Raw genomic sequence first — 15,160 nt, forward strand, 5'->3', positions numbered from 1 at the left:
CTATACAAAGCTGAATTGCCGAATGCCGACCGGATTATAAATGGACATTCTGCCTTTCAAAATCCACTGTTTATTAGTGGAGCAAAATGCATCTCTCGGGTTTATATTTTTGAACAAGGCATTCGGATTTAGTCCTACAGGAGTCTTTATTATGGCTAAAGAATCCATACGCTCTGCGGTAATATCCAGTTGGCGAGAGGGCATACTATATGGAAAACTGTTCACTAGTGCATCTGCGCTAAAAGCCAGACGATAGTCAGAATAGTAGGGATCCTGATATATAAAACGAGCCATCTCTATGGACATTTCGCGCTCTAATTGTTAGGCAGAAGAACATTCTATCTAATAAATGGATTTTTGGGAACCTTTTAGTGCTCATTTTGGTTAAAAAAAGAGCTTTTGATTGTTTATTACTGTCTCTGGGTATGGAGGTCCAAGGCAGCAAAGAAGTTTAGGAGAATATTGGGCTTCTATCGTAAATCGGGTTAGGATAAGACGTTTTCTTTAATGGAGAGTAAATAAATGGATTTATACAAAAAAAGCCTGGTGGCTATAGCGTTGTTGCTGCCTTTGACAGGATTTTCCAATCCACTGGATTATTATCATCAGCGTTATCTTGATAAACATAACAAGAGCAATTTAAACAAGCCAATCCGCGAAGACTATTTTACACAATGGGTTAACCATCAGGATCCTGCTGCCGGCAGTTTTTCTCAACGGTATTATGTGGATGAAACCTATGGCAAATCAGCGGATTCACCGGTATTTTTTTATATCTGTGGTGAAGCGGCTTGCTCACCATTTGTTCTGTATGGTGCCATTCGTACTTACGCCCAGCAATTTCACGCCAAATTAGTGGCTTTGGAACATCGTTTTTATGGAAAAAGTGTCCCTGGCAGGCTCTCTGTTGATAATCTTAAATATCTTTCTACTCAGGCCGCACTGGATGATTTAGCCAGTTTTCAAAGCGCGATGATGACGGAAAGACACTGGCAGGGAAAATGGGTTGCTTTCGGCGGGTCTTATCCTGGTTCTCTATCCGCCTATTATCGTTTGCAGCATCCTGAACTGGTTGTGGGGTCTTTGGCATCTTCTGCACCGGTGATGGCGAAGGATGACTTTAGTGATTACGATCAGCATGTAACCCGGGTGGCTGGCAGCGAATGCGCTGGTAAAATGCGTGAGGTAGTAAAGCAGGTGGAGGACATTCTTGAACAGGATGATATGCAAAGCATCGCCCAGGTCAAGGAGCAATTTTCAGCCAGTGAACTACAGGATAATACCGATTTTCTTTACATGATTGCTGATGTGGGTGCTGCTGCAGTGCAGTATGGTATGCATGAGGAGTTTTGTTCTTCTTTGGCGAAAAGTCCGAGCGCGCTTCAGGGCTATGCTGCGTTTACTAAAATCCTTTTCAGCCGTTGGCAAATTACTGCAGGTGATATGACGCCCCAGGGCGCTTATAGTGAAGACGGTGAATATTACAGTGAGGGTGTAGGCGCGCGGCAATGGTACTACCAATCCTGTACAGAATATGGCTATTGGCAAAATGCCCATCCTGATCCCCTTCAATCCACACGTTCTGCGAGAATCAATGCAGACTATCATCGTGAAGTCTGCAGGCGTTTATTTGGAATCGATGCTGAGGTGGATACTTCCTACATTAATCAGAATTTTTATTCGCCCTTATTGGAATCTGCCGTATCGAGAATTCATTTTACCAATGGCAGTAATGATCCCTGGTCAAAACTCTCTCTGTCAGTGGCGAATGGAAATGCCGCCAACGCACAATTAAATTATACCCTGATTGATGGGGCGGCCCACTGTGACGATCTGCGAACCCCACAAAAGACTGACTCCGCCGCCTTGAAGGCTGCAAGGCAGACATTTGTTCAATTGTTAGAGGAGTGGTTGAGTTAATATGCATTGCTGTCAGCCTGCGTGATAACCCTGCAGGCTGCAGTCTCTCTGAATTTCATTGTTGACAATCAATTTTTCAGATCTTACTATCAGAAAACAGATGGCGCGGGGTGTCGGTAAAACGGCTGAGAATTACCCGTCGAACTTGAACTGGTTCATACCAGCGTAAGGACTGCCTCAATTCAAAATTCTTTGCGAAAGCGAGATTCTTGCTTGCCATCTTTTGTTTATTTTTTTAACAGGAGTTATGGCAATATGTCAAACCAATTATCAAGAACCACTTTATTACTCAACTGGTATGCCAATCCTTATCACTGCCCCATTTTTGTGGCTCAGGGACTTGGATTTTATCAGGATGAAAATATCAGATTAGCCATTTTAGAGCCCAGCGATCCCAGTGATGTCACTGAAATTGTGGGTACGGGTAAGATTGATTTTGGTGTAAAAGCGATGATTCATACAGTGGCTGCCCGCGCCAAGGGCTACCCAGTCACGTCAATCGGCACTTTGCTCGATGAGCCGCCTACCGGATTAATCGCATTGAAATCCAGCGGCATTCGCAGTTTTCAGGACATTGCCGGTAAGCGTATTGGTTATATTGGTGAGTTTGGTAAAAAAATAATCGATGATCTGGCCAAATTGGCGGGAATTTCAGAGCGTTATGAGACAGTGCGTGTCGGTATGAATGTTACGGATGCGATTCATCGAGGCATCATTGATGCCGGCATTGGGTTTATTAATTTTCAACGAGTTGAGCTTGAGCATTTGGCAGGAGAAACCGTTTTTCTGCGCCTGGATGAATTGGCTGGCTTAGGCTGTTGCTGCTTTTGTTCAATCCAGTTCATTGTCCATGAGCGCATGTTCCAGCAGGAACACATCATTAAAGGATTTTTGAGGGCCATTCAGCGAGGTGCCGCCTACACTGTGGAGAATCCCGAAGAAGCATTTGAATGCCTTTGTGAGCAAAAGCCGCAATTGCGCAGTGCCTTGTATAAAACTATTTTTATGCGCAGTTTGCCATTCTTTTCTCGTAATCTGCTCAATATCGAGAGGGATTGGGATAAAGTAGGCCGATATACCCGGCACTTGGGGATTACGGATAAACAATTTGCAATTACTGATTGCTATACTAACTCGTTTTTACCCGCAAAGCCTTATTCCGCTTTAGAGCCTGTTGCCTGCTGTATTCGCGAGGAAGATTGATGATATCTGCGCTCAAATATTGTTATATCACTGATTATTCCAAGCCATCGCTGCTTTTTTCCGCCATTAAAGGGGGCGTTTTATCAGTTCAGTATCGTGAAAAAAACCTGTCCTTCAAGCAGCATTATCAGAAGGCGAAAGAGCTCAAATATCAATTGGATCGCTTTAGAATTCCCCTGATTATTAATGATGATGTGTTGCTCGCTCAGGAAATTGGCGCCGCCGGTGTTCATCTTGGGCAATTGGATCAAAGCCCCGAGGAGGCAAGATGCCTGCTCGGGTCTGATAAACTAATTGGCTTATCTATTGAGAGTATCCCGCAGCTGGAAGCTGCTAATCATCTGGATTGTCTGGATTACGTAGCAGCCAGCGCAGTCTTTAAAAGTCGCAGTAAACAGGATGTTAAAACCTTATGGGAGTTGGACGGGCTTGCAAAACTGGTGCAATTATCCAGGCATCCGGTAATCGCCATAGGTGGAATTAATCTCGGCAATGTTTCCTCCGTTATGTCTCAGGGAGCTTTCGGCGTAGCAGTGATTGCTGCAATTTCTGATGCAGATAATCCCGAAGGGGCTGCGAAATCACTTCATCGTCTTATTTTGGGAGTTAATTATGCTTGAAACGATTCATGCCATCCTCAAGCGTATAAGAATCATGCGTCCGCTGGTTTTAAACATCAGTAATCAGGTGACGATGGATTTTGTCGCAAATGGCTTACTAGCTCTGGGGGCTTCGCCAATAATGACGCAGGCGATTCAGGAAATTGATGATTTGCTACCGCTTGCCGAAGCTGTAGTGATTAATATCGGAACTTTAAACGAGGAGTTTATAAAGCTTGCTGAGCGGGCATCTCGTCAGGCGAATGATTGCCACAAACCACTGGTTTTAGATCCTGTGGGAGCAGGAGCCAGTGAGTATCGCACTAGCCATTGCCTGAGCCTGCTGCGCCAATTCAATTTTCAACTGCTTCGTGGAAATGCCAGTGAGATCGCTGCTTTATCCGGCTCAAGAGTAAGCAGTGGCGGAGTCGATACTCGCCTTTTTACTGAAGAAGTTATAGAAAGTGCGAAAGAGATCTCGCGGGTTTACTCGCTAATCACCGTCGTTAGCGGTGCCAGCGATGCGATTGTTGATGAGAATCGGGTTGAATGTTTGTCAGGTGGCTCAGCGCTAATGTCTCAGGTGACTGGCGCCGGATGTTTATTTACTGCGGTCATTGCACTGTTTATTGCTGTCTGGGAAGACCCTTATCAGGCTGCTTGTGCGGCGACATGGTTCTATAGCTTGTGCGGTGAGAGGGCGGCCCAGGATGCATCGGGACCAGGTTCATTCAAAATGCATTTCATGGATTATCTGGCGAATGGTGAGAGGCTCGTCGTATGAAAAAACCGGCGGTTGTCCTTAGTATTGCAGGAACCGATCCCTCCGGTGGAGCCGGTATTCAGGCGGATATCAAAACTATTTCCGCAACCAGAGCCTATGCTGCCTCGGTAATCACCGCATTGGTCGCGCAAAACACCTGCGGTGTAATTGCGGTTGAAGCGGTTTCTGCCCATTTTATTGAGCAGCAATTAGAGGCTGTTTTTAGCGATCTGGAAGTTGCTGCAGTCAAGATTGGCATGGTCCACACGAAAGCAGCTATCGAGGTTATCGCTTCTTATTTGCAAAAGGTGAAACCACTTCACATAGTGATTGATCCGGTTATGTTTGCCAAGGACAATTCTTCGTTAATGAATAAACAAAGCCTTTCCATTTTCAAAACACTGCTTTTGCCTCTGGCGAGTTTAATCACCCCCAATATTCCTGAGGCGGTAATGCTTTGCGGGAAAGAAATCACTTGCTGTGACGATATGCAGGAAGCTGCTCTGGTAATAAGCCAACACTATGAGACGAATGTCCTGCTCAAAGGCGGCCATTTACCAGGAGAAAATAGTACAGATATCCTCTGCTTACACAAAACAAAGCAAATATTTTTCTTTCATCAAAAGCGAATTAACACAAATAATACACATGGGACAGGTTGCAGCTTGTCGTCAGCCATTGCTTCCTTTCTTGCACAGAAAATGAATTTGCATTCTGCTATCGAACAGGCAAAACGTTATTTAACTGCTGCTATTGTTTCGGGTCGACATTTAAAAATAGGACAGGGGAATGGCCCGATAGATCATTTCTTTATTCAGGATCGGTAAGTTTCTCAGCATTTAAGGCTTTGATTTCCAGTCTTTACTAAGTATCATGTTTAGCATTTTGATTGTTGTTTCACTTTTACTATGGCCATAAAGGACTAAACCATGCAAGGCAATTACAAACTATTTGGGATAAAGAAGATACTGATTGTTATTTTATTAGGATTAATGTCAAATTCTTTTGCAGGCAGCCCTTTGTGGACGTTTGAGCCGCTCACTGCCACCACAATTACAGTGCCGACCAATGGCAAGGCCATTGTGCAATACCGGGTGACTAATCAATCTGCCAGACCCCACATCTTAACTATGCGGCCTATCCAGGGCATTACACAAATCACCTCAGGCCCTGGTCTTTGCGGAAATCCCTTTGTACTCAGCGGTAAAACGGCCTGTATTTTGTCCTTAGAGATTAACGGTTCTCAGATAAACAGCGTGATTACAGAAGGCCCTGAGGTTTGCACGCAGGCGAATCCCAATCAATGTTACCAGCCAGGAATTAACAATCGCTTACAAATTACCCGCAGCCAGGTTCCACCAGCCACCACGCTTAAGCTAAGCCCAACCACATTGCGTTTTACACAAAATTCAACAGGCAATGTCATTGTCACCAATGATGCAAGTTCTCTGTCGCCCGCCATCAATATTGCAGCAACCATCCCTAATGGCAGCGCTATCAGCGTACAAAGTACGACCTGTGGCAGCAGTCTTGCCGTTGGGGCAAGCTGCACGATTACCTTCGCTTCAGGCACGCCGGAAGGGCCAACAACAATTTATATCGCAGGGGACAATACCAATACAACCAGTGTTGATGTCACTGTGTCCAATCAGCCGCAGATCAGTATTACAAATCCTGTGCAGCAAGGCCGGATTGTGACAGTTTCAGGAATGACCCCTTTGTCATTAGAAATCACCAATAGTGCGGACAGTTTCGATTATGCCAATGGGATTACAGTCAGCAACCACGCTGCCTGCCCCAACTTGTCTGTCAATGACAGCGATTGCGCCAGTGTTGCGCCGGGGGGGCACTGTACGCTGGAAATAAGTTCCAGCGCCCCCTATGCCCCCTGCATCATTACTATTAGCGGCAGCAATACTACCAGCCCGCAAACCCTGATTGCTTTTTACTATTTGGGAGGCCTGGTGTTTGAAGAAAGCGGCGGTATAGGTAAGATTGTCATAGATCAAGCAGATAGTTTTTTTAGCCTATGGACTGGTACTAGTAGTGATATAGTGGGTTCAACCAGCTTTGACGATGGGCTTGGTAATACGAATGCCATTGTGGTGGATGCATCTTGCTCAAACGATCCAGGAAATTGTGCGGCTCAACGTTGTCGAGATATTGGTGCAGACTGGTATCTTCCGGCAAGAAGTGAATTAACTGCTATCCATAGCGCGCTCTGCTCTAATGCAGAATTTCCCTGTAATTTTGGCGGATTATCAGGTGTTTATTGGAGCTCCACGCAACAAGCTCCCTTTTCCTTCGTTGCCTGGGGCGTAAGCTTTCCCTCAGGCGCTGACGGATTTGGGTATAACAAAGATTTAATTAATAATCGTGTTCGCTGTATTCGGGCTTTTGCCTGAATTAATTGAGGCTGGGGCAATTTTATCGAGTGGGTAAAGGGAACGGGCCAGTGGATCATTTTCCTGCCATAAGTGATAAGCATGAGTTCTGATTAATTATAGCTTCCGGAGTGCTGCTTATTCCGGAAGCTCGAGTGAGTGCCAATTGAGAAGTTTATTTGTGTTTCTTTTTGTCTTTTTTCTTTTTGTCTTTGTTTTTGCCGCCGCCACCACCACCGCCGCCGGAGATTTGTGCAGGGGCTGCTGATACATTATTTTTAGCCTGTTCTGCTAAAGCCATCTCTAGCCAAATTGGGCCTCCTCCTCCTGAAAGTTTTTCCAGTTCACCATCTGAAACCTTATTCAGTTTTTTATCTTTTGCAGTGAATTTTTCTGACATAAATGTCTCCCCATAGCTCTATGTGTTTGCATTATTAGCATAGGTTCTGTCTAAAAATTTATCAAGAAAATAAAAAAACAATTTACGAAATACTGACAATTCAGCGCCTGTTAATTAAAATTTTAAAGTTTTCACAGGCCCGAGCACTCTGATTTCGAGCTACACTAAGGCTAATGGACTGCTGATCAGGAATAAAATGAAAAAAATACTTTGCATGATGCTTATGCTATTGATGACGAGTGCGTTTGCTGAAACGCAATCGGAGATGACAGAAGATGCCTGCCAACAATACAAGGCAATGGATACTTCCTTAAACTCCATTTACAAACGCATTTTACAAGACTATCAGGGAGATAAAGCATTTATTGCCAGTTTTGTGAATGCTCAGAAAAAATGGCTGGCCTTCAGAGATGCGCACCTGGATTCCTTATATCCAAATGAGAGGGATAATGGCAGTGTAAGCCCTATGTGCCATTGTATGGCGTTATACCAGCTAACAAAAGCCAGGGTGGAGCAGCTTAAACTATGGGATGAGGGCGTTGAGGAGGGCGATGTATGCAGCGGAAGCATTAAGTCACGCTAGGGTTACTTTAAAACTCCTCTCAAGCTTCCGGAATGCCTTACTCCGGAAGCATAACGATGAGCATTTCATGACTATTTATGTTTCTTCTTTTTGTCTTTTTTCCCCTTATTATCTTTACCGCTGACACCCGGTGATGAACCAATGTGAGGCGCGTTTTGAGCCATCGCTTTTTCAATTTGACTGGGGTCAATGGGTGCGTATCCCCCTGAAAGATTTTCCAATTCACTATCAGAAACTTTGTTCAATTTTTCATGTTTGACTTTATATGACATAGATATCCTCCTATAACTAGCTATGCTCGCCTTTCTAGCATAGGATCTGACTAAAAATTTATCAAGAAATGGAAGGGAATATACGAAATGATAACAAGTGAATTCCCTCTCACAAGCTGGGAGAGGGCGGAGGTCACTGCCATTAAGTTAAGCTTAATTGTATATTAAACTGTCATCCCCGCGAAAGGCGGGGATCCATCTCTGAGCTAATTACAATGCCGACTGAGGAATAGATTCCCGCCTTTCGCGGGAATGACATAAGTCCTTAACTTAATGGCAGTGAGGGTTGCTTTTAAATCCCTCTCTAGCTCTCTCCCTGAGGGAGAGAGGACTTTAGGGAAGATTTCTTTTAAGAGAAAACCCCTATGTGAACCGCAATTTGCTCCGCTCCCAGATACAGTTCAAAATCGGTCGCGAACTTTCGCTGAAACTGGTGATTCGCCGCAAAAAATTCCCAGATTGATTTCCACACATTAATCACGGTTGCAGGCATTGGCCCCTTTGCTTCAAACACCAGATATGATCCGGATAAAACCATAACCGTATTGAGGTTGTCGGTGTTGGTTTCCTGGGAAACCCCGGCGGTGACCGTATACAAACCGTCCTCATTGGACTCATAATCGGAATAAACGCCAAATATGCTGGTTGTGTTCGCCAATTCACTGGCAAAAAATCGCTGCCAAAGCGCGGGTAGTTTTGCGCTTTTCGGATTCATTTCATCCTGATTGTTTGTTCTGACGCTAAATCCTTTAACAATAAAACTGGCAATTTCTTTTTTCACCGGTTCAATCATCATTTAATTCTCCTTATTTCTCCAAAGCCACCACGCGAATCCGGTTATTATCTGGATCCAGGGCGACAAAAGTATATCCATAAGCCAGAGTGACGGGTCTTTGGGCAACAGGTATTCCCCTCTGCTTCCATTGTCCAAACAAGGCGTCAACCTGCTCATTAGTACTAACAGTGATTGCCAATTCAAATCCTCCATTTCCCTCTGCTGCGGGCTCGACTGTTTGTCTGTCTTTCAAACCAATGGTCACACCATTTTGCAGCTTAAATGCACTGAAGGCTGGGGAGAGTTCCTCTGGGTTTATTCCCAGCAAATCCAGATAAAAGGAACTGCTCGTGGCGACATTGCTTACATAGATGATTACAGCACTGGGTTCTAACATGTTCTTCTCCTTAAAAGTAACAGGGAGAAATTTAAAGCAGTGTTGTGACAGTTTCTGTCAGCAGTCTGAAACTATTGCTCCGGAATATTGAATCTTGTGCGCCATTGTTTTAAAAGCGCCTGGCGCTTTTGCGGATAACCTGTTTCTATTAAGCTCAGCGAGGAAATCCGATCGCTGCGGAAATGGCGTAAATCATTTCTTAATTCACACCAGGCGATCAGCATACGGCTGTCATCAAAAAAGCCCAGAGCCAGCGGGCGGATGATACGTGTGCTGCTTTCCTCTTTGACATCTGAATAGGTCATTTTCAGCTTGAATTCTTTACGAATGGCATGCCGAATCAAGCTTTCATAATCATCATTGCTTTGAGTTTTTGCAGGACCCACCAGCAGGCCAGAGGACTCCAATTGCTGGCGCAGATCAGGGGGAAGTACCGAGGATATTTTAGTCAGTGCCTTAGTGGCAGCAAGCTTAAGCTTGTGATCCGCCCGTTTGGCCACCCAGCGTGAGCCAAGAACCAGTGCCTCAATTTCCTCTTCGGAAAACATTAATGGAGGCAGCATGAATCCTGGGCGCAGGACATAACCCAAACCAGGCTCGCCCTCAATATCGGCGCCTTGGGATTGCAGCGTAGCAATATCGCGATAAAGGGTGCGCAGACTAATCCCCAGATTTTCCGCCAGCAATTTTCCGCTAACAGGATAGCGATGCTGGCGTAAAATCTGAAGAAGTTCTAAAAGGCGTTGTGTACGGGACAAAGCAGTTCGCAGTGAGTCAAAAGGGGTATATTTTGGCAGTATGAAGATAAAATTTCCAGCTAGTCAGCGATTAGCAAGATAGTCTGCCTGCGACAAGCGATAAAGTACATACTGTCTCAGTGGGTGGTCGTGGTTTAATTGACGCGGATAAAGTTGCATCAAATGAAGCATAAATTGGACGTTTTTTGTGTATTTTGTGTATAATGCTTTCTTGTTTGTTCAGTGCGTGGAGAAAAAATGCCGATTAAAGTTGTCAGAGTGTCCAAAAAATGGCTGCAGGAAAATGCGATTGAAATGAGTTATGAAACCCATACTCCCCTCGTTACTGCTCCGAACGCACTGGCCTACGGGCTAGTTTCTGGGAGTGAGATGTTTACTTCACCCAAGCAATTACCCTTTGCAATTGGCCGTCATAATGCCTCGGCAGGACAATTTTTTATCCCGATGGAAAAAGAAAGGCTATATTATCCCTTATCCCCTGATATGACAATTGACGATGAGAAAGAAGAGCAGGTTACACTTTATCTCTATACTGAAAGCAGCAATAAAAATGGTGACAAAAGCGAAGTAGAAGCGAATAGCAGTAGCACAGCAGGAGACGAGACCGATACAGAAAAAAGCATCGATGAGGAGATGAAGATAGTTGAGGTTGCAGCTAGAAAAGGGCGGGCCTCTAAAGAGCATTATGTCAGCAATTCCTTACTGTTTCATTCCGAGCAAGATGCAATACAATTCGGCATAAAATATTCAAAAACCCCTTTACTGAACTCAATTTGCTGTTGTCTTCCTTTTTTTAAAGCAGCAAAGCTCTCCCCAATACAGCAATTCAGGAAATCTGAGCATTTTAGACAGGCCAGGTCCTATTTGGTGATTTCACAAGAACAACTGCCGGGCTTCAAAAAGGAGTTAGATGCTATTGAAGACAAACCCTCCCTGGATATTCTTAGTGTGTTCGGACAGTACATTAATCATGAAATCAATGCAAAACGCATCGAAAACGATGCGAGCTGGATGGTCATTCGTTTTAACAAAGCGATGACTTTTTCACAGATGCGTGAACTGTTTCCTGAAACTGTGGAAAATAGTCTTCAAATATTGAACAGGGAAAGCTCTCCAGAGAAACTTTCTGTAATATGGTACATTAAACAAGAACATGGCCAACTGTTCAAAGAAGAAAGCGAGGATGCAGAGTTTGCCGATTTCACAACAGAAGATATGGTGATTAACGATAGAAAATTAATCAAGATTACTTTTGCACCAGGAACTTTCAAAGACTTTGTCGAAAGACTTCACCCGAAAACCCATAAACTGGTAATACCCCTGGTGGTAGAGCCTCGCAGTAGAGCAATAGAGAAGGAGCCTGAGAGTCCGTTTTGCGAGATTAGTTTAAGCCATTAAGCTAAGGAATTTTGTCCTTTCCGCGAAGGCGGGAATCTATTCCTCAATCGGCATTATAGCTAGCTCAGAGATGGAATCCCCCGCCTTCGCGGGAAGGACAGTTTATATACAACTGAGCTTAACTTAATGGCAGTGTTTGTAAGGAAAAAGCTATTGAAGTTGACGTCTATATTATTAGCCGACATAGCAGCAGTTCTTAACGTTGCTGGGCACTCAGCACTTTCAAAGCCAATACAACAAAAATAAAGGCAGTTAATCGGTTAAATAGTCTTTGCATGGCATCGTTAGAAAAAATGCGTTCTTTCAGATAAACAAATAAGAAAACATAGAGAAAATTAACCAGGGTTCCCGACACTACAAAGCAGCAGCCTAATGACAATAACTGCAGCCATACTGCTCCACGTGCAACATCCACAAACTGAGGCAGGAAAGTTAAAAAGAAAATACCTACTTTGGGATTTAAGAGATTGGTAAGCACGCCATTCTGATAGGATTTCCAGACTGAAACAGCTTGTTTGTCGCCAGTGAATTGCCTGTTTTTTGACTGTAATGCCTGCCAGGCAAGATAGAACAGATAAAAGGCTCCCACAATTTTTATCAGATTAAACACAAAGGGGGATTCCTGCAATATCGTGGAAAGGCCCAGGGCTGAGGCAATCGCATAAATCGCAATACCCGTTCCAATGCCAATAGTTGCCACGACTCCATGCCTGAAGCTGTTCAGGCTTTGACTTGCAACGTAGAGAACATCATTGCCAGGCGTAATATTCAAAATGATAGTCGCTGTGAGAAAGAAAATGAAATGAGCTGTATCCGGAAACATAAACCCCCGCTTTCATCAAGGCTGTTATTCGCGCATAATTATAACAGAGGCAATTTAATTTGCTCATTATTTTCGTGCAGGGCAAACAGCGCAAGAAACGGGTCCACTTAGATACTTAAGCCCTCTATGATAAGCAGAAGAGCTATTGAGTGAGGAGTGCCGCATGTTAAGGCAACAGCAGATCGATTACGAACGTATTGAGAAGGCAATTCATTACATTGATGAGCATTTTAAGGCCCAACCCTCACTGGAGGAAATCGCCCAAGTGATCCATCTCAGTCCCTGGCATTTTCAAAAAATGTTTACTGAATGGGCAGGCATCAGCCCAAAAAAGTTTATGCAGTACATCAGCATCAGCTATGCTAAACATTTACTGAAAAATAAGATGCCTTTGCTGGAAGTCGCTTTTGAAACAGGCCTTTCCAGCGGTGGCCGCTTACACGATTTATTTGTGAAAATTGAGGGGATGACTCCCGGGGAGTTCAGAAATGGCGGGGCTGAACTCAGTATTAATTATTCCTTTGCTGAAAGCCCATTTGGACGAATAATTGTCGCTTCAACGCCCAAAGGAATTTGCAGCATTGCGTTTGAAGCGAATGAGCAAGCCGCTCTATCTGCTTTAAAAGTGCGCTTTCCCAAGGCAGTTTATCGGCAAATGACTGACCAATTCCAGCAAGATGCCTTATTACTATTTCAAAAAGACTGGCAGCAGCTTGATACAATAAAACTGCATCTGGCGGGAACCCCATTTCAGCTGAAGGTATGGGAAAGCCTTCTGAAAATACCAATGGGATCTCTCGTTACCTATGGCGATATTGCCCGCAGTTTGGGTAAGCCTAAATCTTCAAGAGCGGTGGGGGGCGCAATTGGGAGTAATCCGATAGCATTTCTTATCCCCTGTCACCGGGTGATCCAGAGCAGCGGTAAACTGGGCGGGTATATGTGGGGTGAAACCAGGAAAAAAGCGATGATAGGATGGGAAGCCGCCAAAACAGACGTATAGATAGAAGAGGTGTTGGCGTGGATCTAATCGAAAAAATCGACAATCAGCTGCACAATTTACTGCCTTATGACGGTATAGTGCATTATTACGGTTCAGTTCTGACCCGCGAAATGGCAGATGCCTATTATCGGGCATTAATAGATGAGATCCTCTGGCAAAATGATGAAGCGATAATCTTTGGAAAAAAAGTGATTACCAGGCGTAAAGTGGCCTGGTATGCCGATAAACCTTTTTCATATACTTATTCAGGAGTTACCAAAACAGCTCTTCCCTGGCTTCCTGTTTTGGAGGAGTTGAAGACCATCGTCGAAAAAGAAAGCCAGGAAACCTATAACTCCTGTCTGCTCAATTTATATCATGATGGCAGTGAAGGCATGGCCTGGCATAGCGATGGCGAAAAAGATTTACTAAAAAACGGTGCTATTGGTTCACTGAGTTTTGGCGCTGAACGGAAATTTTGTTTTAAACATAAGAAAAGCAAAGAAATTGTTTCTAAAGTTTTAGAGCATGGCAGTTTGCTGGTGATGAAAGGTGTTACCCAGACCCATTGGCTTCACCGCCTGCCACCAACGAAAGCCAGGCATCTGTCACGAGTAAATTTAACATTCCGAAGTATTGTTGGAACCAATGCGTCTCTCTGGCATACCGAATAAGGATTCAGAGCGAACAAAGTTCGCTCGATCCTGAAATTATTCCATCTTTGAATTCGGTATGGTTTTTGGCGAGAATTGGCTGTACGTAAGGCATACAGCCAAATTCGCTTTGCAATCAGGAGCTTAAACTCATTCCTGCTGCAGTGGGTTCTTCGAGTTTCGCTAATTCCTTTTTAGAGTTTAAAAGTTGTCGCTCTAAACTATTCACCCTAACTTTTGTATCCCAGATTGTGAGATGCGTCTTATCAGCAATTTCTTTTTTAATTGCTTTTAACTCTTTATCACTTATTTCATGGTGTCGAAAATGAGAATAAAGCTCAGCACAAATCCCCCGGATTTTTTCCTCTTCACTTAAGTCTTTATTTTCTTCTCTTAGATGAAAATCGATAGTACCGCATTCTGTCACTTTGATATTATTCATGTGGATTAAAGAGAACAAAGCACGGTAGACTTTATTATCTCGCAGCCATACAGGAAGAAGGGAGTTATTTACACACCAAATTCCACTCAATCCCAACACTTTTACGGGTATTTTGTGCTCGATGGCAAGTTTGGCAGCTCCCGAGTAAACCATTGGCGGCTCCTTCCCTAGCAGGCGAAAGTTGCCTTGGGGGAAAAGTACAACGCAGCCATTTTCATTTAATGCCTGGCTTGCGCGTTCAAGTGCCGCAAAATTGGCAGAGCGTCCATCACTGGCTTTTGCTTTATCCCCTTCAACCGGTATGGTTTTAAACATCTTCAAGGTGGAAGCAATACCAGGGATGCTATTAAAATTAGTTGTGGCAAGGAATTGCGGAGGGTTGCCCTTCATTTTGGATGCAACAACCAGGGCTTCGACGCTTGTGCAATGAGGTCCTATTGCGATTAAGTCTTTCTCAGTATTGTTTATCGTCAGGTCGTCAGCTTTGGTATGCCACATATTAATGATAAATACTAAAGCGCCGGCAATAATCCGAGCCAAACGGCTTTCATAATTTAATCGATTATTGGATTCGGCGTATTTAGCGGCCAGTGCAAGCATGCCTACACTAAAGCTTGCAAAGAGAACCAGCATCGTATAGGTGCTCGCTCCAGAATCGCTTTCGTCATTTTGCATGCCCGCAGGGGAATCAAAAGTATACATGAATTACTCCTTAATAAACAAAAGGTTATTAACTTATTCGATTGAGCCTTTATCCAGGTTCTGTGAACCTAAGCATCCCTATATAAGGAAAACTAATCCGGCGCCC

Annotated in this window: 18 protein-coding genes and 1 riboswitch; of the genes, 10 read left to right on the plus strand and 8 right to left on the minus strand. The window is 44.0% G+C overall.

Going from position 1 to position 15,160, the window contains the following annotated elements; all coding sequences use genetic code 11:
* Positions 1-306 carry a hypothetical protein gene (locus B1207_RS15495; protein WP_112220790.1) on the minus strand — a complete coding sequence of 102 codons (306 nt, stop codon included), beginning with the start codon at positions 304-306 and terminating at the stop codon, positions 1-3.
* 216 nt (positions 307-522) lie between these two features.
* On the opposite strand from B1207_RS15495, the gene B1207_RS15500 reads away from it, so the two are divergent.
* The 6 genes from B1207_RS15500 to B1207_RS15525 all read left to right on the plus strand — a co-directional run bounded on the left by B1207_RS15500 (position 523) and on the right by B1207_RS15525 (position 6,890).
* Positions 523-1,920, plus strand: coding sequence for a S28 family serine protease (locus B1207_RS15500; RefSeq protein ID WP_112220791.1), 1,398 nt, complete (start codon positions 523-525; stop codon positions 1,918-1,920).
* A 96-nt stretch (positions 1,921-2,016) separates the two neighbouring features.
* Positions 2,017-2,110, plus strand: a riboswitch (TPP riboswitch).
* Between the two features lie 65 nt (positions 2,111-2,175).
* Entirely contained in the window at positions 2,176-3,123 is a 948-nt protein-coding gene (locus B1207_RS15505; RefSeq protein WP_112220792.1) for an ABC transporter substrate-binding protein, read from the plus strand.
* The gene (gene thiE / locus B1207_RS15510) at positions 3,123-3,743 is read left to right on the plus strand and encodes a thiamine phosphate synthase (protein WP_112220793.1); all 621 of its coding nucleotides are present in this window, start codon (positions 3,123-3,125) and stop codon (positions 3,741-3,743) included. Before B1207_RS15505 ends, thiE begins: the two co-directional genes overlap by 1 nt.
* Complete coding sequence (gene thiM / locus B1207_RS15515) at positions 3,736-4,506, plus strand: hydroxyethylthiazole kinase (protein ID WP_172458325.1); 771 nt, start codon at positions 3,736-3,738, stop codon at positions 4,504-4,506. Before thiE ends, thiM begins: the two co-directional genes overlap by 8 nt.
* Positions 4,503-5,312 carry a bifunctional hydroxymethylpyrimidine kinase/phosphomethylpyrimidine kinase gene (gene thiD, locus B1207_RS15520; protein WP_112220795.1) on the plus strand — a complete coding sequence of 270 codons (810 nt, stop codon included), beginning with the start codon at positions 4,503-4,505 and terminating at the stop codon, positions 5,310-5,312. The genes thiM and thiD overlap by 4 nt, the downstream gene beginning before the upstream one ends.
* A gap of 102 nt (positions 5,313-5,414) precedes the next feature.
* On the plus strand, positions 5,415-6,890 hold the full coding sequence (locus B1207_RS15525; RefSeq protein ID WP_172458326.1) for a DUF1566 domain-containing protein: 1,476 nt from the start codon (positions 5,415-5,417) through the stop codon (positions 6,888-6,890).
* Between the two features lie 154 nt (positions 6,891-7,044).
* Here B1207_RS15525 and B1207_RS15530 read toward each other — a convergent pair whose 3' ends face one another.
* Positions 7,045-7,269: a hypothetical protein gene (locus tag B1207_RS15530; RefSeq protein ID WP_112220796.1), complete on the minus strand. Its 225-nt coding sequence runs from the start codon at positions 7,267-7,269 to the stop codon at positions 7,045-7,047.
* Positions 7,270-7,465: 196 nt separating this feature from the next.
* Here B1207_RS15530 and B1207_RS15535 point away from each other — a divergent pair, with 196 nt between their 5' ends.
* The gene (locus B1207_RS15535) at positions 7,466-7,852 is read left to right on the plus strand and encodes a lysozyme inhibitor LprI family protein (protein ID WP_112220797.1); all 387 of its coding nucleotides are present in this window, start codon (positions 7,466-7,468) and stop codon (positions 7,850-7,852) included.
* 71 nt (positions 7,853-7,923) lie between these two features.
* Here B1207_RS15535 and B1207_RS15540 read toward each other — a convergent pair whose 3' ends face one another.
* From B1207_RS15540 to B1207_RS15555, 4 genes are all read right to left on the minus strand, one after another.
* Positions 7,924-8,124, minus strand: a complete 201-nt coding sequence (locus tag B1207_RS15540; protein WP_112220798.1) for a hypothetical protein — start codon at positions 8,122-8,124, stop codon at positions 7,924-7,926.
* 349 nt (positions 8,125-8,473) lie between these two features.
* Positions 8,474-8,920, minus strand: coding sequence for a GyrI-like domain-containing protein (locus tag B1207_RS15545; RefSeq protein ID WP_112220799.1), 447 nt, complete (start codon positions 8,918-8,920; stop codon positions 8,474-8,476).
* 10 nt (positions 8,921-8,930) lie between these two features.
* Positions 8,931-9,296, minus strand: coding sequence for a VOC family protein (locus B1207_RS15550; RefSeq protein WP_112220800.1), 366 nt, complete (start codon positions 9,294-9,296; stop codon positions 8,931-8,933).
* Positions 9,297-9,367: 71 nt separating this feature from the next.
* The gene (locus B1207_RS15555) at positions 9,368-10,054 is read right to left on the minus strand and encodes a helix-turn-helix transcriptional regulator (RefSeq protein ID WP_112220801.1); all 687 of its coding nucleotides are present in this window, start codon (positions 10,052-10,054) and stop codon (positions 9,368-9,370) included.
* A 237-nt stretch (positions 10,055-10,291) separates the two neighbouring features.
* Between B1207_RS15555 and B1207_RS15560 the strand changes: the two genes are divergently transcribed.
* Positions 10,292-11,452, plus strand: coding sequence for a hypothetical protein (locus tag B1207_RS15560; RefSeq protein ID WP_112220802.1), 1,161 nt, complete (start codon positions 10,292-10,294; stop codon positions 11,450-11,452).
* 196 nt (positions 11,453-11,648) lie between these two features.
* Here the strand turns inward: B1207_RS15560 and B1207_RS15565 are convergent, their stop codons facing one another.
* Positions 11,649-12,275, minus strand: a complete 627-nt coding sequence (locus B1207_RS15565) for a LysE family translocator (protein WP_112220803.1) — start codon at positions 12,273-12,275, stop codon at positions 11,649-11,651.
* Between the two features lie 163 nt (positions 12,276-12,438).
* Between B1207_RS15565 and B1207_RS15570 the strand changes: the two genes are divergently transcribed.
* Together B1207_RS15570 and B1207_RS15575 are read left to right on the plus strand one after the other, a co-directional pair.
* Positions 12,439-13,278, plus strand: coding sequence for a bifunctional helix-turn-helix domain-containing protein/methylated-DNA--[protein]-cysteine S-methyltransferase (locus tag B1207_RS15570; protein ID WP_112220804.1), 840 nt, complete (start codon positions 12,439-12,441; stop codon positions 13,276-13,278).
* 17 nt (positions 13,279-13,295) lie between these two features.
* The gene (locus B1207_RS15575) at positions 13,296-13,931 is read left to right on the plus strand and encodes an alpha-ketoglutarate-dependent dioxygenase AlkB family protein (RefSeq protein ID WP_216362475.1); all 636 of its coding nucleotides are present in this window, start codon (positions 13,296-13,298) and stop codon (positions 13,929-13,931) included.
* 115 nt (positions 13,932-14,046) lie between these two features.
* On the opposite strand, the gene B1207_RS15580 is transcribed toward B1207_RS15575, so the two are convergent.
* The gene (locus tag B1207_RS15580; protein WP_253255896.1) at positions 14,047-15,054 is read right to left on the minus strand and encodes a lysophospholipid acyltransferase family protein; all 1,008 of its coding nucleotides are present in this window, start codon (positions 15,052-15,054) and stop codon (positions 14,047-14,049) included.
* Positions 15,055-15,160 lie beyond the last annotated feature (106 nt).

The organism is Legionella quinlivanii (genome assembly GCF_003265995.1).
Lineage (GTDB): Bacteria > Pseudomonadota > Gammaproteobacteria > Legionellales > Legionellaceae > Legionella_C > Legionella_C quinlivanii_A.